Below are 19,294 nucleotides of genomic sequence, written 5' to 3'. Positions count from 1 at the left end.
ATGGGAAAAGAAGCGCCACACGATAAGAAGAGCTTGATAGTAGGTCTTGGTAAGACCGGGCTCTCCTGTGCGCGCTATTTATCTGCACGGGGTGTGGCTGTCGCGATCACCGATAGTCGGGAAAGACCGCCCGGCCTTGCCGAGTTGAATCAAGAGTTGCCAGACATTGCACTTTTCCTGGGTGGATTTGATGCGGCGGCATTTGAAGCTGCCGAACAGTTGGTGATCAGTCCCGGTGTACCAATGAGTGAGCCTTTGATACAGCAAGCCATCGCCAGAGGTGTCCCGGTTGTCGGTGATATTGAACTGTTTGCACGTGCAGTAAAGGCACCGATTGCCGCGATAACCGGTTCTAATGGCAAGAGTACAGTGACAACCTTGTTGGGCCAGATGGCTCAGCATGCAGGTCTGCGTGTTGCCGTAGGTGGCAATCTTGGTGATCCGGCGTTGTCGTTATTGGATGATGAAGTAGAGCTGTATGTAATTGAGCTCTCCAGCTTTCAATTAGAGACTACCGAAAGTCTTGCCCCCAAGGTGTCAGTGGTTCTCAATATCTCACCCGATCATCTGGATCGCTATCGTGACTTGCAGGATTACGCCACTACTAAAGCATCCATCTATCAACATGCAGAAGTTGCACTGTTTAATCGTGATGACCCAATGGTTATGGCGATGTGTCGTGATATCCCCTCGGTACGGTTTTTTACACTGCATGAGCCGGACGCCGATGAGTATGGTGTGCGCACAGTTGATGGGAAAGATTGGCTTTGTTGTGGTGACACACGGCTAATTCAAACCGCGGAATTGAAAATTCCAGGCCTGCATAACACAGCCAATGCCTTGGCGGCACTTGCTATGGGTGCGGTGCTGGGGTTATCGCATGACAGTATGGTTGAAACCTTGAAACGTTTTTCCGGGCTCAGTCATCGAACCCAGTTTATAAAAGAATCCAATGATGTGCGTTGGTATAACGATTCTAAAGGTACCAATGTGGGCGCCTGTATAGCGGCATTGGAGGGCCTGTCTTCCGGTGATGATCGAAAAACCATTCTGATTGCTGGTGGCGTTGGAAAGGATGCTGATTTTTCACTGCTAGCCCCAGTTGTCGGTCGTCATGTTCGCACGGTGATTCTGATAGGACAGGATGCACCTCAGATTGCTCAAGCAATAGGTGATGCTGCACCTATGATCAATGCAGTTGATATGGATGATGCCGTTCAATTGGCAGCCAATTGTGCAGAGCCAGGTGATCGAGTACTACTTTCGCCGGCCTGTGCAAGTTTCGATATGTTTAAAAATTATCAACAACGCGGTGACTCTTTTGTTGATGCGGTGGCGAGGTTAATACCTTGAGTGTGATGATTCACAGACAGGCTACAGTGGGAGAGAGTCGGCAACTTGTGCCAGATCTGGACTATCCTTTGATCTTCGCCGCCGTGGGTTTGTTAGGTCTAGGCCTGGTGATGGTGGCGTCGGCATCGATGCATCGTATTACTGATGCGCCCTTCTACTTTATAAACAGACACCTCATAGCGATTGCATTGGGATTTGTCGGTAGCCTGATCATTACGCAGATCCCCGTTGCACAGTGGGAACGGTCCGGCCCAGTACTCTATTTTGTCGGTCTGTTTCTTTTGATGTTGGTGTTAGTTCCTGGGGTCGGGCGTGAGGCGAATGGTGCGACTCGCTGGATTCCGCTTGGCCCTTTTAATCTCCAAAGCTCTGAGTTTATGAAGCTCTTTATGGTGGTTTATATTGCAGGCTATCTTGTGCGCCGTCAGCTTGAAGTGGCATTGAGTGTTTGGGGTTTTATAAAACCCATGCTTCTGTTGGTGGTCGCTTGTTCTCTGATTATGGTCCAACCTGATTTTGGCACTACCACGGTGATCCTTGCGACAGCAATGGGCATGCTGTTTTTAGGCGGAGTGCCTTTATGGCAGTTCGCCATTCTGATCGGTCTTGCCGGAACCTCCCTGGTTGGTTTGGTCTTGCTGTCACCCTATCGTTTGCAGCGTGTAACAGCATTTCTTGATCCTTGGGCTGATGTTGAGAACAGTGGTTATCAATTAGCACAGGCGCTGATTGCTTTTGGGCGAGGCGAGTGGTTTGGGGTTGGCCTGGGAAGTGGCATTCAGAAACAGTTTTACCTGCCAGAGGCGCATACTGATTTTCTAATGGCGGTTATTGGTGAGGAGTTTGGTCTGTTTGGCACCCTGGTGGTTATCGCATTGTTTGCCGTGATCGTATGGAGAGCCTTTAGGACTGGAATGAGAGCGGAGCGTGTTAATCAGAAGTTTGCTGCCTATGTGGCATACGGCCTGGGCCTCTGGTTGGGGATGCAGGCGTTTATCAATATGGGTGTCAATGTAGGTCTGCTCCCGACAAAAGGATTAACCCTGCCTTTGATGAGTTACGGTGGCAACAGCATTATTGTGGCAATGCTCGTCGTGGCGATGCTGGTACGCATTGATTATGAACTGAATAGACCTGATGCGGTTAAGCAAGGGGGTGTTCAGTGAGCGGTGGTGTGATGGTCATGGCAGGGGGTACCGGTGGACACGTCTTTCCTGCGTTGGCGGTAGCGGAAGCGTTACGCGAAAGAGGCGTGTTCGTTTCCTGGCTTGGTAGCCGCGATAGTTTTGAATCCAGAGTCGTTCCGGAGCATGGGTTTGATATTCACTTAATCGATATCAAAGGACTTCGTGGAAAAGGTCTCATGCGTTGGTTGATTGCGCCATTCAAACTGACAACCGCACTGTTTCAAGCAAGAGGCGTGTTGAAGACCAGAAAACCGCAAGTGGTACTTGGTATGGGCGGATTTGTTGCGGGGCCGGGTGGATTAATGGCGAAGCTGCTGGGCATCCCCTTGGTTATACATGAACAGAATGCAGTGCCGGGCATGACCAATAATTGGTTGGCCAAGTTTGCAGTGCGGGTTTTTGAGGCTTTTCCAAATAGCTTTGCGCAAGGTACCGGTGCTGTGGCCTGCGGTAATCCTGTTCGCAGGGATATCGTCGCGTTAGATAATCCTGAATTGCGTATGCGGGACCGACAGGGCCCGGTTCGGCTGCTGGTGATTGGTGGCTCATTGGGCGCACAAGCATTGAATGAGGCTGTCCCCACTATTATTGCTGGAATGGATGCCATAAAACGTCCCGTGATACGTCATCAGGCGGGTCGTGATAAAGCGGATGCCACGCGTGCTGCTTATAGCGCTGCTGGTGTTGATGCCGAAGTGACGCCCTTTATTAAAGACATGGCTGAAGCCTATGGCTGGGCAGACCTGGTGATTTGTCGTTCAGGTGCACTAACCGTTTCTGAACTGGCGGCCGCAGGTGTGGGATCTCTTCTGGTTCCTTATCCCTATGCCGTCGATGATCACCAGACCAAGAACGCGGGTTACCTGGTGAATGTGAATGCAGCCAAACTTGTTCCGCAATCTGAACTGGAACAGAAAGGTCTGTCAGATGAGTTGTTACCGTTGTTTGAAGATCGTGAGCAGTTGATTCAGATGGCCGCTAAGGCGCGCTCAGTGTCAATGCCTGACGCAACAAAGTGTGTCGCTGATTATTGTGAGGAGATCATGGCCCGATGAATAAGGGTGAGAGAAAACAGCGCAGGTTAGCCGCAGCGACGATGGGGCGTATTCGTCATTTGCATTTTGTCGGTATCGGCGGCTCCGGTATGAATGGTATTGCTCAGGTTATGTTGAATCTCGGTTACAAGATCACCGGGTCTGATTTAAAAAGCAATCCAGCTATTAATCGCCTCACTAAACAAGGTGCGACGATCTATATTGGACATGCGGACACCAATATTGCCGGTGCCGATGCAGTGATCATCTCGACTGCCGTGAAAGATGATAACCCCGAAGTAAAAATGGCGCGCGAAAATCGCATTCCGGTAGTGCCCCGTGCGGAGATGCTGGCGGAATTGATGCGTTTTCATTTTGGTATCGCAGTGGCAGGAACCCATGGAAAGACCACAACCACGAGCCTGGTGGCGAGTTTGTTGGCAGAGGGTAATCTTGATCCGACATTTGTGATAGGCGGTCGCCTGAATTCAGCAGGCACCCATGCGCGTCTCGGCGGAGGTGAATATCTGGTAGCAGAGGCGGATGAGAGTGATGCCTCTTTTCTCTATCTTCAACCGATGATGGCCATTGTCACCAATGTCGATGCAGATCATATGACCACTTATGGTGGTGATTTTAATCGGTTACGCCAGACCTTCATTGAGTTTCTGCATCACCTTCCTTTTTATGGTTTGGCCATTCTCTGTATTGATGATGATGAGGTGCGAGGATTACTGCCGCAGGTAACACGTCAGGTGATCACCTATGGTGAGTCGGAGGATGCTGATCTACGTGTGACACAGATAAGGCAGCAAGGACTGCGCACTCATTTCACAGTGAGTGCACAGGGTGAGGCGGATTTTGATGTCACCCTCAACATGCCGGGTCGGCATAATGTGCTGAATGCCTTGGCTGCCATTGCTGTTGCCCGCGAAGTGGGAGTAGGCATTGAAGAGATAAGGCAGGCGTTAGCGAAATTTGAAGGGATTGGTCGCCGCTTCAACGCGACAGAGTGCCAACTCGGTGATGGCCGCCAAATCATGTTGGTGGATGACTACGGGCATCATCCAAGAGAGGTGGCGGCCACTCTGGATGCAGTGCGTGAAGGCTGGCCTGAGAGGCGGCTTGTGCTGGTGTTTCAGCCGCATCGTTATACCCGTACTCAAGAGCAGTTTGATGACTTTGCACAGGTGTTATCACGACCTGATGTACTGGTGTTAGCCGAGGTCTATGCGGCTGGTGAGACACCGATAGCGGGTGCTGACAGTCGTGCACTGAGTCGTGCTATTCGTACTCGGGGAAAAATTGATCCGGTATTTGTTGATCCGATTGGTGAATTACCCCAGCTACTGGACGGCATTATTAAAGACGATGACATTGTTTTAACCCTGGGTGCCGGTGATATAGGACAAGTGGCTGCCTTACTGCCTGATTGGTTCAAGAGGCAAGGGGAGGCTCAATGATTTTTAATATGATGCGCCGACTGCACATGGGGTGTGGGGAATCCCTTAAAGGAAGCTATATGATTCCGGCCAAACAACAGAGTGCAGAAAGTCGAGTGATCCAGGCTGCTCAAAAAAGACCGTTTCCAAGTTTTAAGCAGGGGAAAAAGAGGCCGTGATGGCGGTACAGAACAGTCCTTCATTGCGCGGTGAGCTGCGCTTTAATGAACCGTTAGCGCGCTATACAACGTGGCGCGTTGGAGGGCCTGCTCGTCAATTTTATCAACCTGCGGACAGTGACGACTTGGCGCAGTTTCTGTGTTCGTTGCCAAAAGATGAACCGCTGTTGTGGTTGGGGTTGGGTAGCAATCTATTGATCAGAGATGGGGGCTTCGCCGGTACAGTAATCGCGACCCAGGGAAAGTTAGATGAGATCTCTGTGATCTCAGAAACAACGGTGAGAATTGAGGCGGGTGTTACTTGCGCAAGAGTGGCACGCTTTGCCGCACGGCAAGGGTTGTGCGGTGTTGAGTTTCTTACAGGAATACCCGGTACATTTGGTGGGGCGTTGGCGATGAATGCGGGTGCCTTTGGTGGTGAAACCTGGAGCCATGTTGTTGCGGTTGAAACGGTTGATAGATCGGGACGTGTACATAGCCGACTACCAGAAGATTTTAGCGTGAGCTATCGACATGTTGAGCGTCCCGCAGGTGAATGGTTTCTTGCCGCGACTCTGTCGCTCGAGATTGGTGATGTGACAACGAGTCAGCAACAGATAAGAACTTTACTTGAGCGTCGTAACAGCAGTCAGCCCATTGGTCAGCCCAGTTGTGGTTCAGTGTTTAGAAATCCAAAAGGCGATTTTGCTGCTCGATTAATTGAGGCTTCAGGGTTGAAGGGTCTGACGCTTGGTGGTGCACAGGTATCAGAGAAGCATGCCAATTTTATTATTAATACCGGTACAGCTACGGCGGCAGATATCGAGCAGCTCATCGATGTTGTCAGGCAGCGAGTAAAAGAATCAAGTGGTGTTGATCTGATGACAGAAGTGCATGTCGTTGGGGATTCGGAGGAAATGCAATGACACGGTTAGCAGGAGATTTCGGCAAGGTGGCTGTGTTGATGGGAGGTCTCTCTGCTGAACGCGAGGTTTCGTTGCAAGGTGGCCAGGCTGTGCTTGCGGCGTTGGTGCGACGGGGCGTTGACGCACATGGTGTGGATGCAGGGCAGGATGTTCTGAGCCTATTACAGCAGGAAGAGTATGACCGAGTATTCATCATGCTGCATGGACGGGGTGGTGAAGATGGCGTGATCCAGGGGGCGTTAGAGAGTATCGGCATGCCTTACACCGGAAGTGGTGTTGCTGGATCGGCGCTGGGTATGGATAAGTATCGCTGCAAGTTGCTTTGGCAGGGGCTGGGTTTGCCAACGGCTGACTTTATCATGTTAGAGAGTGAGCAGGATATTGAGCGCGCAGAGTCACTGGGTTTTCCTCTGATGATTAAGCCATCCCATGAAGGATCAAGTATCGGAATGGCAAAGGTTGAGAGTCGTCAAGAATTGAAAGCGGCCTGGCAGCAGGCTGGCGGCTATGACGTTGATGTGATGGCTGAAAAGTGGGTCACAGGAAGTGAATATACCGCCTCAATTCTGGATGACCAGGTACTTCCTCTGATTCGTATTGAGACACCTCATACCTTTTACGACTATGACGCAAAGTACCAGGCAGATTCAACCGGCTATTACTGTCCCTGTGGTCTCGATAGTGATCAAGAGATCGCCTTGAAAGGACTTGCCGAAAAGGCGTTTCGTGCGGTAGGTGCAAAAGGCTGGGGTAGGGTGGATATCATGCTTGATGCAGAGGCTAATCCCTATTTACTTGAAGTTAATACAGTGCCCGGTATGACCAGTCATAGTTTGGTGCCGATGGCTGCCCGTGCCGAGGGAATAGATTTTGATGAGTTGGTGTGGCGCATTTTGTCAGCCAGCATGGTAATTGACTAATGAGTGCAAATGGCCGGACAAAACGGACTGATACGGCTGCGGTGCAGAACAGGCTGAATTGGCGATTGGTCACGCGCTGGTTGTCGCTTACTTCCGTCTTGATGTTGCTTGGTGGCGCGGCTGCTTGGGGCGTGGTTACCCTGCGTGATCCCGCTGTTTTACCGTTGAAGATTGTGCGTATTGATGGCGACTTTAAAAACCTTGATCGTCGCACCCTAGAGCAGGCAGTAAGTCAGGCTATCGTAGGTAACTTTTTTACAGTCGATCTTGACCGTATACGGGCTGAAGCGTTGAAGCTTGCGTGGGTTGATCAGGTGACAGTAAGACGGATCTGGCCTGGAACATTGAACATGTGGGTAGAAGAACAGAAACCTCTGGCACGCTGGGGCGGTAATCAGTTGGTGAATGACAGAGGAGGGGTTTTCACTCCTGATGTCGAATCGATAAAAAAAGATCTCCCTTGGCTGGAGGGTCCCACTGAACATGCAGTGGAAGTAGTAAGCCAGTTTAAACAACTGGGTGACAGGTTCACAGCGCTGGGCCTGGTGATTGCAAAGCTGGCTATGGATGGCAGAGGTGCGTGGACGATCGATTTGGTACAGGGTATCGAGTTGAAGCTGGGTAATAAAAATACGGCAGGAAGGATTGAGCGATTTGTTCAGCTTTATCCCCGCCTTGAGCAGAATGAAAAACACAAGATCAAGCGAGTTGATATGAGATATGCCAATGGTGTGGCTGTGCTTTGGGGAGATGCAAGTTGATTTCGATCAGAGTAAATGCTCAATGCAGTCAACGGGTGGATAACTCCCCTATTGGCGAGGAAAGGCTTTAATGACCAAAAAGACAGAAAGAAATCTGATTGTTGGGTTAGATATTGGCACCTCGAAAGTCGTCGCCATTGTGGGTGAGATTAAACCTGATAAGCAGATTGAGATTATCGGCATTGGCTCCCATCCATCAAGGGGATTGAAGAAAGGTGTGGTCGTGAATATCGAATCGACCGTTCAATCGATTCAGCGCGCACTTGAAGAGGCCGAGCTGATGGCTGGATGTGAGATCCACTCAGTGCATGCGGGGATCGCCGGCAATCACATTCGTAGTCTTAATTCACACGGTATTGTTGCAATCAAAGATCGTGAGGTTACCCACAGTGATGTGGAGCGGGTTATTGATGCTGCCAGAGCTGTTGCTATACCGGCCGACCAGAAGATTCTGCATATCTTGCCACAGGAATTTATCATCGATGAGCAAGAAGGAATACGTGAACCGATCGGTATGTCAGGCGTGCGTTTAGAAGCACGGGTGCACATGGTGACAGGTGCGGTGAGTGCTGCACAGAACATAGTCAAATGTGTTCGGCGTTGTGGCCTTGAAGTGGATGACCTGATTCTTGAACAGCTTAGTTCAAGCTATGCGGTGCTGAGTGATGATGAGAAAGAGTTGGGTGTCTGTATTGTTGATATCGGCGGTGGAACCACGGATATCGCCGTCTTTACCGAGGGATCAATTCGCCATACCGCGGTAATTCCCATTGCGGGTGACCAGGTAACCAATGATATCGCTGTCGCATTGCGTACCCCGACTCAGCATGCCGAAGAGATCAAGATCAAGTATGCCTGTGCGTTGACGCAACTTGCGGCCAGCGATGAAACCATCGAAGTGCCCAGTATTGGCGATCGTCCACCGCGGCGATTAGCACGCCAGACGCTTGCCGAGGTAGTTGAGCCACGGTACGAAGAGTTATTGGGTTTGGTGCAGGCGGAATTGAGGCGCAGTGGTTTTGAAGATTTGATAGCAGGGGGTGTGGTGTTAACGGGGGGCAGTTCAAAAATGGAGGGGCTGATTGAACTGGCAGAGGAGGTTTTTCATATGCCGGTAAGGCTGGGGGTTCCCCAGTACGTAACAGGGCTTGTAGATGTGGTGAGAAATCCGATTTACGCAACAGGTGTGGGTCTGTTGCTATTTGGGCAGCAGAACCAGACGGGGCGATTGCAGGATCTCCCAGGGGGTAACGGGTTTAAGGCAATTTGGGATCGAATGAAGAGCTGGTTTCAAGGCAACTTCTAATACTTTTTGAATAATTAACAGTTTTTCAGGTGGCCGTTGATCAGGGCCTGGATATTGAGGAGAGTGACATGTTTGAGTTGATGGATGCATATAGTCAAAACGCAGTGATTAAGGTCGTTGGCGTCGGCGGTGGCGGCGGTAATGCCGTAAATCATATGTTGAATGCCAGTATCGAAGGAGTAGATTTTATCTGCGCTAACACCGATGCACAGGCCCTTAAAAACAGCCAGGTCAGAACACTGTTGCAACTCGGTTCTAACATCACAAAGGGGTTGGGTGCCGGGGCAAATCCTGATATCGGGCGTGATGCGGCCATGGAAGACCGTGATCGCATTCATGAGGCGTTGCAAGGCAGTGACATGGTGTTTATCACGGCTGGTATGGGTGGTGGCACAGGAACGGGTGCGGCCCCAGTTGTTGCCGAAGTGGCCAGAGAGATGGGTATCCTCACGGTGGCCATTGTGACCAAGCCATTTCCTTTTGAAGGCACCAAGCGGATGCAGATTGCAGAAAAGGGGATTGAAGCACTGAGTCAATATGTTGATTCACTGATCACAATACCCAACGAAAAACTGTTGGCTGTATTAGGTCGCGATATGAGTCTGCTTAACGCATTCAAGTCAGCGAATGATGTATTGCAAGGTGCGGTGCAAGGTATTGCTGAACTGATCACCAGACCCGGCCTTATTAATGTGGATTTCGCGGACGTTCGCACAGTCATGTCCGAAATGGGAACCGCCATGATGGGTTCAGGTTGTGCTAAAGGTGAAAACCGGGCGCGTGATGCTGCCGAGCAGGCCATCAACAGTCCACTTCTTGAGGACGTCAATCTGGCTGGAGCCAAGGGTATTCTGGTCAATATCACGGCGGGCCTTGATCTATCAATCGGTGAGTTTGATGAGGTGGGTAGCACGGTTAAGGAGTTTGCCTGTGATGATGCAACCGTTGTTGTGGGGACGGTGATTGATCCTGAAATGAGCGATGAATTGCGAGTGACGGTGGTAGCAACGGGATTGGGTTCACTTGCCAATGTGGTGATAAAACCGGCCGTGGTAGAAGATGTTGCACCTGTTAGGTTGGTAAATTCTGACGTAGTTGCTCCAGGTCCCGCAGACTATCGTGAAATGGATAGTCCAACCATAGTACGTAAGGCGGCAAAATCCTACGTAGAGGCAGCAAAAGAGCACAACATGGATTACTTGGATATCCCTGCCTTTCTGCGTCGACAGGCTGATTAATCGGTTGATGGGATTATAGTTCGTCACGGAGCGAAAGAAGGATTCTTGTAACGGATCTTTCAAGATTCACATATACGTCAAAAAGGTGAAATAAACTTGCAAAAAGAGGGTGAAACTGGTACTTAATAAGGGATTACCCTAATGGGTACGGGGGCGCAGGTTTCTAAAAGCGATATAACTGGGCCTGGCACTATAACTTTTACACATAAATTGACCTGCTGAGTCATATTTGGCTTGCTGGGATGATTGTGTGATACCATCCGGCCGTTTAATAACAGGGCCGGAATATTGGGGAATACAAGCGACATGATACGGCAGCGTACGCTTAAGAATGTTATTCGTGCTACTGGGGTTGGTCTGCATACGGGAGAGAAGGTTTATCTCACGTTGAGACCTGCTGCTATAGATACTGGCGTCGTCTTCCGGCGAGTTGATCTTGAAGAGCCAGTAGAGATACCCGCCAGGCCTGATAATGTGGGAGACACGCGTCTCTCAACAACATTGGAACAGGGTGGTTTTCGGATCTCGACAGTTGAGCATTTACTCTCCGCTTTTGCGGGTCTCGGTATTGATAACGCCTATGTAGACGTGAGTGCACCAGAAGTGCCCATCATGGATGGTAGTGCGGGTCCTTTCGTTTTCCTGATCCAGTCAGCGGGTGTGGAAGAACAGAACGCGGCCAAGCGCTTTATTCGTATCAAGCGGAAAGTCATGGTTAAAGAGGATGACAAGTACGCCGCCTTCGAACCGTTTGACGGTTTTAAGGTTTCATTTGGTATCGATTTTAACCATCCGGCATTTGCTGAACGAACCAAATCCGCCACCATCGATTTTTCATCCACCTCATTCGTTAAAGAGGTAAGCCGAGCCAGAACATTTGGTTTCTTACGTGATATTGAAATGTTGCGGGAACGCGAACTGGCGCTTGGCGGTAGCATGAGTAATGCGATTGTTGTTGATGATTATCGTGTGCTCAATGAGGATGGATTGCGCTACGAAGATGAGTTCGTAAAGCATAAAATTCTTGATGCAATTGGTGATCTCTATCTGCTTGGTCACAGTCTTATAGGTGCATTCAGTGGCTATAAATCCGGTCATGCACTCAATAATAAGTTACTGAAGGCGCTGATTGCCGATGAATCTGCCTGGGAAGAGGTGACATTTGAAGAGGGCGATAGTGTGCCTATTTCTTATATGAAACCTGTTCAGGCAACCTGATTTTATTTATCAGTAGATTTGATGCCATGTTTTCCCAGCCGCTTTAAGGCGGCCCGTAGTGAAGGATCAGCTATTCCATCGGCTGTCTGATTGATGATGGACGCGTTATCTGGGGTCATTTTTCGAAGGGGACCCCTTTTCGTTACCGCCGCTTTTGTTTTGATTAGCACGCGAACCGTAATTCGCTCAACAGATATGTTTTCGGATTTCAGTTGTTTAGTGAGATCACGAACGGAAAAACGCAAGCGGCTGGCCCAAGTGGATGAATCGACATAGATCACCAGTTGGGTATTTTTTTTGATCGCTGCGGCACAGTGGCTATTGAGTGGCGCAGGAATCAGGCGCCGTACTTGCAGTAGCAGTGCATGTTGTTCCTGGGATTTTGATATCAGATCCCTGAAGGCCTGTTTGCCCTTAAAAAGGTCTGTGATGAGAAGCGGTCGGTGGTTCATGGATGATGAGTGTCACGGAAGTTTCACAGTGGGTGAATTATCTTTCAACTAGGCAATCGTGAGTCTAATACGCAATCCATGAAAATTATACTCCTTTCAAGATTTTGTCATAAAAAAGGGAGTCGTCCGTTATCTCCGTACAAGCTCGCTTTCACAGTGATTCCTTTGTTCGGGGTGCTTATGGGTGGCGCGCTTTGGGCTGGTTACCAGATGGGTGTGAGCGAACAGCCGTCCGCGGTTGTGGTTGAAACCACTGCGGATGCTGTGCATGACTTGATCTTATCTCAACGCGAGGAGATTCTGGATACCAAGGGACGTACTCAGGAGCATCTGGATGCTCTGGCGTTGCGTCTTGGTCAGATGCAGTCCCATATTCTCAGAATCAATGCCCTTGGTGAGCGTTTGGCCAAACTCGGGAAATTGGATGAAGATGAATTCAATTTTGACGAAGAGCCTGCCCGGGGCGGTTTGGATTCTTCAGAGACGGCTCAGTCTGTCAGTCTTACTGATTTGGTTTCAGAGATGGAGCAACTCTCTTTGGTGATCTCGGATCGAGAGCACAAATTGAATTTGTTGGAAGGTCTGATTCGTAATAGCCGTTTGGCTGAGGAGCTAGTCCCGTCCGGTCGGCCAGTGGAGAAAGGCTGGGTCTCTTCAGGTTACGGCTACAGAAATGATCCATTTAGCGGAAAAAAAGCCTTTCATCGTGGTGTTGATGTGGCGGGAAAGAAGAATTCCAATGTAATCGCTGTCGCCTCAGGAATCGTTACCTGGGTTGGTAAAAAGAGTGGATTTGGCCAATTAATAGAGCTTGCGCACTCGAACGGCTACGTTACTCGCTACGGTCACAATAGTACCATCCTCGTAAAGGTGGGCGATCTGGTGACAAAGGGCCAGCCCATAGCGTTAATGGGATCGAGTGGCCGTTCTACCGGTCCCCATGTACATTTTGAGATTGCGCAGAATGGTAAAACGATTGATCCGGCTAAGTATCTCCGTAAAAAACGCTGATTCATTATACTGATTTATCCTTTTCTGTCGGCTCACGAGCCGGCTGACAGGTATGTTTTTCCTGCTATTAATCCCTTTTTTACGGTATCATTCCGTATCGTTTTTTTCTGCTCATCAGCCCCTTTGGGTTTTTATGAGCATCAATTCTAATTAGCAAGAGTTTTTCCATGGTCAGTAAGATTCTCAGGAAGGTCTTCGGTAGTCGAAATGATCGGCTTATCAAACGGATGTACAAGGTGGTTGCGCAGATCAATGGCTTGGAGCCTGAGATGCAGCAACTGTCTGATGAGGAGCTACGGGCTAAGACCGATGTGTTTAAACAGCGGCTTGAGCAGGGAGAGTCGCTTAATAGCCTGATGCCGGAAGCTTTTGCGGTGGTTCGCGAGGCGGGTCTTCGGGTGTTGAAGATGCGTCATTTCGATGTTCAGCTTATCGGCGGCATGGTGCTCAATGATGGCAAGATTGCAGAAATGCGTACTGGTGAAGGTAAGACGCTGGTAGCCACCTTGGCGGTATATCTCAACGCATTGCCTGGAAAAGGGGTGCATGTCGTCACCGTGAATGATTATCTCGCGCGGCGCGATGCCGAGTGGATGGGGCGAATCTATACCTTTCTTGGAATGAGTGTTGGTGTCATTCAGTCATCGGGTGGGGCAGGCGAAGATAACTCTTTCATCTGTGACTATAGTTACGATGGGAAATCCGGTGGCTATCTCCATGTAAAGCCAGCTGATCGTCGAGAGGCATATGCCTGTGATATCACCTACGGCACCAATAATGAATTTGGTTTTGATTATCTGCGCGACAATATGGCCTTCAGTGCAGAGCAGCGTGTTCAGCGGGAGAAATATTTCGCAGTAGTGGACGAAGTCGATTCCATTTTAATCGATGAGGCGCGTACGCCGTTGATTATCTCGGGCCCTGCAGATGGGACCTCAGATCTCTATACCAAGATTGATCAGCTAATACCTAAGCTGACCCGCCAGGACCCTATTGAAGCCGATGAAGATGGCAAGCCCGCATTTGGGCCAGGGGATTTTTCTGTCGATGAGAAGGCCAGACAGGTTTACCTGAGTGAAGAGGGGCATCAACACGTCGAAGATATGTTGGCCGATATGGGATTGCTTGCTGCGGATGCGAGTCTGTATGACACAGGCAATATCAGCCTGATGCATCACGTGACCTGTGCATTGCGGGCTCACGCCCTGTTCCAGAAAAATGTTGATTACATTGTCCGCAATGGTGAGATCGTTATAGTAGACGAGTTTACTGGTCGTACTATGCCTGGAAGAAGATGGTCAGAAGGTCTCCACCAAGCTGTTGAGGCAAAGGAAGGCGTGGAGATCCAGAAAGAGAACCAGACGCTCGCCTCAATTACTTTCCAGAATTACTTTAGGCTGTATAACAAGCTATCCGGCATGACCGGTACCGCCGATACAGAAGCGCCTGAGTTCCTGCAGATCTATGGTCTTGAAGTCGTAGTGATCCCGCCAAATCGTGAAACTGTTCGTGACGATATGGGTGATCTGGTCTATCTCACCTCGGCAGAGAAGTATCAGGCGATTACACAAGATATTCAGGAATGTGTGAAGCGTGGACAGCCTGTTTTGGTTGGTACGGCCTCTATTGAGACATCGGAATTGATCTCCGAATTGTTGAATAAAGCGAAGGTTCCCCATCAAGTACTGAATGCCAAACACCATGAGCGTGAAGCTAACATTGTTGCTGAAGCCGGAAGACCGGGTGCAGTGACTATTGCTACTAATATGGCGGGTCGAGGAACGGATATTGTGCTCGGTGGAAATCCCGAGATGGAGATTTCTGAGCTGGGCGATTCGGTAACCCCTGAAGCGATTGAAAAAATCAACAGTGACTGGAAGATCCGGCATCAGCAAGTGCTGGATGCGGGTGGTCTTCACGTTGTGGGCACAGAGCGCCACGAATCCAGGCGTGTAGACAATCAGTTGCGCGGTCGATCCGGTCGTCAAGGCGACCCCGGTTCCACGCGCTTCTATCTCTCACTCGAAGATAGTCTGATGCGGATTTTTGCCTCTGATCGTGTCTCAGCCATTATGCAGAAACTTGGCATGGAAGAAGGCGAGGCCATTGAGCATCCTTGGGTTACCAAGGCGATTGCCAATGCGCAGAAAAAGGTTGAGGGTCGCAACTTCGATATTCGTAAACAGCTGCTTGAATATGATGATGTGGCCAATGATCAACGTAAAGTGATCTATGAACAGCGTGATGAGCTGATGGAAACCGGTGATGTATCGGCTTCAATTAGCTCTATCAGGCACGATGTCATCAATGCCTTGATTAATCGCTATATACCACCAGAAAGTTTGGATGAGCAGTGGGATGTGGCTGGTCTGACAGAGGCGCTGAAGGCTGATTATGATCTGGATTATCCTATTCAGAAGTGGCTGGATGCTGATCACAGTTTGCATGAAGAGACCTTGCGGCAGCGTATTCTAGATCAGCTGGAAGCGGAATACGCAGAGAAGGAGTCACTGGCGGGTGCAGAAAATCTGCGTATGTATGAGAAAGCGATCATGCTGCAGATTCTGGATGCCAATTGGAAAGAGCATTTGGCCGCAATGGATTATCTGCGCCAGGGCATTCATTTGCGCGGTTATGCACAGAAGAATCCAAAGCAGGAGTACAAACGGGAAGCCTATGAAATGTTCTCAGGCATGCTGGACAGTATTAAACAGGAGATCGTGACTGTACTGACTAAGGTGAAGATTCAGCCACAAGAGACAATGGATATCCCCCATCTTGAGCGGCGTGAGGAAGATTTTCAATTCCAGCATGAAGAGTTTGGCGGCTTTGCTGATCAGGCTGAACAGCCGCTACCCGGTGCGGATGAAGATGATGCGTCCCATCAACCCTTTGTACGTTCTGATCGTAAAGTAGGTCGTAATGAACCTTGTCCCTGCGGTTCAGGGAAAAAATATAAACAGTGTCACGGGAAAATTGAGTAATAGCGACTTGGCGGGTAGGTGTCTATTGGATAAGGTTGACGATACAGGATCCAGCAACGAAGCGTTGGTGTTCCATCCTGTTCCAGGCATTCGCCTGGGCGCTACATGCGCGGGCATTAAATACAACAATCGCAATGACCTGGTTGTTATCGAGCTTGCTGAAGGTGGCAACTGTGCCGCGGTGTTTACGCGAAATGCGTTTTGTGCGGCCCCGGTTACTGTCGCTAGAGAACACCTCTTGACGGCGATGCCGCGCTATCTGTTGATTAATTCCGGCAATGCTAATGCTGGAACCGGAAAGCCCGGTCATAGCGCTGCTGTAGAGTCCTGCAAGACATTGGCCGCTACTCGTGGTTGCGCTATTAATCAGGTGCTTCCATTCTCGACGGGTGTTATTGGTGAGCTTCTCCCTCTGGAGAAAATTGCAGTGGCGATTCCTGATGCTCTGACATCATTGACCGAGCAGGGCTGGGGAACGGCGGCTCGGGCCATCATGACCACGGATACGGTACCCAAAATTTCATCGAAGCAGATTGAGTTGTCTGGGCGAACCGTCACGATCACGGGTATCGCAAAAGGCTCTGGTATGATCCGTCCAGATATGGCGACCATGCTTGCCTATATTGCAACGGATGCGTTGGTTGATCGACATCTGTTGCAACGCTGCCTTGAGTCGGCTGTTAAACCCTCGTTTAATTCGATCACGGTAGATGGTGATACATCGACTAACGACGCCTGTGTCTTAATGGCCTCCGGGGTAAGTGAGTCTTCACCTATCACGGATGAGGATTCCGCTGAGTTTGCTTGTTTTAGTGCTGCAGTAGAGGCCGTCTGTATGGATCTGGCCAGGGCGATCGTCCTGGATGGTGAGGGCGCCACAAAGCTGGTAGAGGTGTTGGTGGAGGATGCCAAAACCGAGTCTGAGGCTCGTGATGTGGCCTATACCATTGCCCACTCTCCGCTGGTAAAGACTGCTTTATTTGCCTCTGATCCCAATTGGGGCAGGATACTCGCTGCGGTGGGACGGGCAGGGCTTGCGGATCTGGATGTTAATGCCATTAAGATCTGGCTGGATGATGTATGTATCGTCAGAGAGGGTGGCCGTGCAAAGGATTACACCGAGGCGGCGGGCCAGCGAGTGATGGATCAGAGTGCGTTGACTATCCGGGTTGCTCTCGGTCGTGGTGATGCCTCAACGCGCATTCTAACCTGTGATCTCTCCTATGATTATGTAAAGATTAATGCCGAGTACCGTTCGTAGTCTGTAACCTTCTCCCTTGCCATCAAAAAACTGAATCATGTTTCCGATCCATGTTGCCGTTGCTGTTATCCAGAATCTCGAGGGAAAGATTCTGCTGACGCGTCGCCAGGAGCATACACACCAGGGTGGTTTGTGGGAGTTCCCGGGGGGTAAGGTGGAGCGCCGTGAAGATCTTGCCCAGGCATTAAGGCGTGAAATCCGTGAAGAACTGGGTATTGAGGTGATTACCCATCAGCCTTTGATCTCCATTACACACGCCTATCCTGAAAAAACCGTGAGGTTGGATGTTCACAGCATACTCAAGTATGCGGGCGTACCATATGGCATGGAAGGACAGCCGCTTGAGTGGGTGTCGATTGAGGCGCTTCATGATTACCCCATGCCAGCGGCCGACAGACCCATCTGCAATGCGCTCAAACTGCCAGATACTTATCTGATAACAGGGCCGGACCCCAAGGCGATGAAGCCTTTCCTTCGGAGCTTGGAGGTCTCATTGGATCAAGATATCAAACTGGTTCAATTGCGAGCACCAGGGCTCTCGGATGATGAATATCGATCACTTGCTGCTGCTGCTTATAAACTTTGCCAGCGGTATGGCGCGAAAATGTTGGCCAATGCGTCGTTAGGTCTGATTGATAAAATAGATACGGATGGTGTTCATCTTACCAGCCTGCAATTGACGAAGCTGTCTGATCGGCCTGTCTCTTCAGGTAAATGGTTAGCAGCTTCTTGCCATAATCAGCGTGAACTTGAGCAGGCCGCGGCTTTGGGGGTGGACTTTTGCGTGCTGTCCCCTGTGTTGGCAACGGCCAGCCATCCTCAAGCGAATCCCCTTGGCTGGGATCAGTTCTCCGAGCACCTGAAGCATGTAAATATGCCGGTTTATGCGTTGGGAGGACTGGATAGAAAGCATATACCGCAGGCTAAAATGGCGGGTGGACAGGGTATCGCGGCAATCAGTGCGCTTTGGGCGCAAGGTTAATACTGATCATCTTCAGGCGGTAAGAATGCTTTAGATCCCGTGTCTTCAGGGATGCGGTGTTTCTCTTCTAGCCAATCGCCCAAATCGATCAGGCGACAGCGCTCGCTACAAAAGGGGCGAGAATCCGGCTTGGTATCCCAATCGAAAGATTTTTTACAGGTTGGGCAGCGTACTGATTTCAAATCTCCTCCAATCCTATCTTAAAGAATACAGCAGTTAAGAAAGAAGGTCGTATCCTGCTTGGTTTGTGTCGCCCGTTCTACTTGGGAAGGTTCTAGAAATCGAATGGTAAAGCGGTGCTTGCCGCCGCTGATCTCTGCAAAAAGATTGCTTTCCCGCGGCAGGCCCACGCGGATCAGCTGTGCGGGTGATTGCGCGTCGAGGCTCTGCTGAAAAAAACCACCTGGAGCAATCTCTCTGGTGGGTGTTGTGCTGCCCCTTATGAGGGAAAGCAGTAGCATCACAGCGGTGTGAACCGTTTCCAGTGTATGCCGCCACGCCACGATCTCTTCGTGCCTCTGCTCGAAGGGTTGCTGCAACCAGAAGTGGAAAAGGGGAAGGTCAAAGGCGCAACTGCCGCCCGGAATGCTGCTGCGTTGAGTAATGCTCTTGAGGAACTCATTTTCCCTGAGTTCCTGACCAAGCTGGCCGCTGAAATTCTGAAGTTTCATGGAAACTCCTCTCAATTCCCGCAATATCTGGTCGAGGCGCTCTTCATTGACCTCGGGATTAGAGCGAATGCCATCCAGCTTGTCCTGGTGCCGCTTTAATTCCTTAATGAGATCAGTCTTGATGTCCGCACGAGAAAATATGGCCACCATGTCCATCAGGCTTGTAATGGCAGCTCTGCTGTCCCAGGTGCTGGATTGGGGGATATGGAAATCAACTTGGCGAAACAGATGCTCCAGGCGCAAAAAGGTTCTGGTCTTCTCGTTGAGCGGATGCTCATAGATGATTTTGTCTGAAGCGGCTGGCTGCATGTTTCTGGTTTGTTGTGATATCAGAACAAATGGCGCCTTTTCGGGGCCGTGTAACGTAAACGACTTATATTATACCGATTC

17 protein-coding genes are annotated in these 19,294 nt (G+C 50.1%); 14 read left to right on the top strand and 3 right to left on the bottom strand.

Translation table 11 applies throughout. The features are described 5' to 3' along the window. The 10 genes from murD to lpxC all read left to right on the top strand — a co-directional run bounded on the left by murD (position 1) and on the right by lpxC (position 11,543). Positions 1-1,353, top strand: a complete 1,353-nt coding sequence (gene murD, locus FHP88_RS15160) for a UDP-N-acetylmuramoyl-L-alanine--D-glutamate ligase (RefSeq protein WP_144359934.1) — start codon at positions 1-3, stop codon at positions 1,351-1,353. A gap of 5 nt (positions 1,354-1,358) precedes the next feature. Then, a complete protein-coding gene (ftsW, locus tag FHP88_RS15155) occupies positions 1,359-2,519 on the top strand; it encodes a putative lipid II flippase FtsW (protein WP_144359933.1) in 1,161 nt (386 codons plus the stop codon). Next, positions 2,516-3,595 (top strand): undecaprenyldiphospho-muramoylpentapeptide beta-N-acetylglucosaminyltransferase, encoded by a 1,080-nt coding sequence (gene murG / locus FHP88_RS15150; protein ID WP_186297747.1) that lies wholly within the window; start codon positions 2,516-2,518, stop codon positions 3,593-3,595. Before ftsW ends, murG begins: the two co-directional genes overlap by 4 nt. Further along, positions 3,592-5,037 (top strand): UDP-N-acetylmuramate--L-alanine ligase, encoded by a 1,446-nt coding sequence (gene murC / locus FHP88_RS15145; protein WP_144359932.1) that lies wholly within the window; start codon positions 3,592-3,594, stop codon positions 5,035-5,037. Before murG ends, murC begins: the two co-directional genes overlap by 4 nt. Before the next feature lie 157 nt (positions 5,038-5,194). After that, positions 5,195-6,100 (top strand): UDP-N-acetylmuramate dehydrogenase, encoded by a 906-nt coding sequence (gene murB / locus FHP88_RS15140; RefSeq protein WP_144359931.1) that lies wholly within the window; start codon positions 5,195-5,197, stop codon positions 6,098-6,100. After that, complete coding sequence (locus FHP88_RS15135; RefSeq protein WP_144359930.1) at positions 6,097-7,020, top strand: D-alanine--D-alanine ligase; 924 nt, start codon at positions 6,097-6,099, stop codon at positions 7,018-7,020. The genes murB and FHP88_RS15135 overlap by 4 nt, the downstream gene beginning before the upstream one ends. Then, a complete protein-coding gene (locus tag FHP88_RS15130; protein WP_144359929.1) occupies positions 7,020-7,781 on the top strand; it encodes a cell division protein FtsQ/DivIB in 762 nt (253 codons plus the stop codon). The genes FHP88_RS15135 and FHP88_RS15130 overlap by 1 nt, the downstream gene beginning before the upstream one ends. A gap of 70 nt (positions 7,782-7,851) precedes the next feature. Next, positions 7,852-9,087 carry a cell division protein FtsA gene (ftsA, locus tag FHP88_RS15125; RefSeq protein WP_144359928.1) on the top strand — a complete coding sequence of 412 codons (1,236 nt, stop codon included), beginning with the start codon at positions 7,852-7,854 and terminating at the stop codon, positions 9,085-9,087. Positions 9,088-9,155: 68 nt separating this feature from the next. After that, positions 9,156-10,325 carry a cell division protein FtsZ gene (ftsZ, locus tag FHP88_RS15120; RefSeq protein WP_144360129.1) on the top strand — a complete coding sequence of 390 codons (1,170 nt, stop codon included), beginning with the start codon at positions 9,156-9,158 and terminating at the stop codon, positions 10,323-10,325. 306 nt (positions 10,326-10,631) lie between these two features. Then, positions 10,632-11,543: a UDP-3-O-acyl-N-acetylglucosamine deacetylase gene (lpxC, locus tag FHP88_RS15115; protein ID WP_144359927.1), complete on the top strand. Its 912-nt coding sequence runs from the start codon at positions 10,632-10,634 to the stop codon at positions 11,541-11,543. Positions 11,544-11,545: 2 nt separating this feature from the next. Here lpxC and FHP88_RS15110 read toward each other — a convergent pair whose 3' ends face one another. Beyond that, positions 11,546-11,995 carry a DciA family protein gene (locus tag FHP88_RS15110; RefSeq protein WP_144359926.1) on the bottom strand — a complete coding sequence of 150 codons (450 nt, stop codon included), beginning with the start codon at positions 11,993-11,995 and terminating at the stop codon, positions 11,546-11,548. Positions 11,996-12,175: 180 nt separating this feature from the next. Between FHP88_RS15110 and FHP88_RS15105 the strand changes: the two genes are divergently transcribed. The 4 genes from FHP88_RS15105 (at position 12,176) to FHP88_RS15090 (ending at position 18,233) form a co-directional block, all read left to right on the top strand. Next, positions 12,176-13,006, top strand: a complete 831-nt coding sequence (locus tag FHP88_RS15105; protein WP_186297746.1) for a M23 family metallopeptidase — start codon at positions 12,176-12,178, stop codon at positions 13,004-13,006. 167 nt (positions 13,007-13,173) lie between these two features. After that, positions 13,174-15,990 carry a preprotein translocase subunit SecA gene (gene secA, locus FHP88_RS15100; RefSeq protein ID WP_144359924.1) on the top strand — a complete coding sequence of 939 codons (2,817 nt, stop codon included), beginning with the start codon at positions 13,174-13,176 and terminating at the stop codon, positions 15,988-15,990. Continuing rightward, positions 15,929-17,251 carry a bifunctional glutamate N-acetyltransferase/amino-acid acetyltransferase ArgJ gene (argJ, locus tag FHP88_RS15095; protein ID WP_144359923.1) on the top strand — a complete coding sequence of 441 codons (1,323 nt, stop codon included), beginning with the start codon at positions 15,929-15,931 and terminating at the stop codon, positions 17,249-17,251. The genes secA and argJ overlap by 62 nt, the downstream gene beginning before the upstream one ends. 37 nt (positions 17,252-17,288) lie before the next feature. After that, positions 17,289-18,233, top strand: a complete 945-nt coding sequence (locus tag FHP88_RS15090; protein WP_144359922.1) for a Nudix family hydrolase — start codon at positions 17,289-17,291, stop codon at positions 18,231-18,233. Here FHP88_RS15090 and FHP88_RS15085 read toward each other — a convergent pair. Both FHP88_RS15085 and zapD read right to left on the bottom strand, forming a co-directional pair. Continuing rightward, a complete protein-coding gene (locus FHP88_RS15085) occupies positions 18,230-18,415 on the bottom strand; it encodes a DNA gyrase inhibitor YacG (protein WP_260843329.1) in 186 nt (61 codons plus the stop codon). The two genes, FHP88_RS15090 and FHP88_RS15085, sit on opposite strands and share 4 nt — an antisense overlap. Before the next feature lie 18 nt (positions 18,416-18,433). Then, positions 18,434-19,213, bottom strand: coding sequence for a cell division protein ZapD (zapD, locus tag FHP88_RS15080; RefSeq protein ID WP_144359920.1), 780 nt, complete (start codon positions 19,211-19,213; stop codon positions 18,434-18,436). Positions 19,214-19,294: the final 81 nt, after the last annotated feature.

The sequence above is a fragment of the Sedimenticola selenatireducens genome (genome assembly GCF_007625115.1).
GTDB classification, from domain to species: domain Bacteria; phylum Pseudomonadota; class Gammaproteobacteria; order Chromatiales; family Chromatiaceae; genus Sedimenticola; species Sedimenticola selenatireducens_A.
The sequence above is the reverse complement of the archived record's forward strand: the minus strand, read 5'-3'. Positions and strand labels throughout refer to the sequence as shown.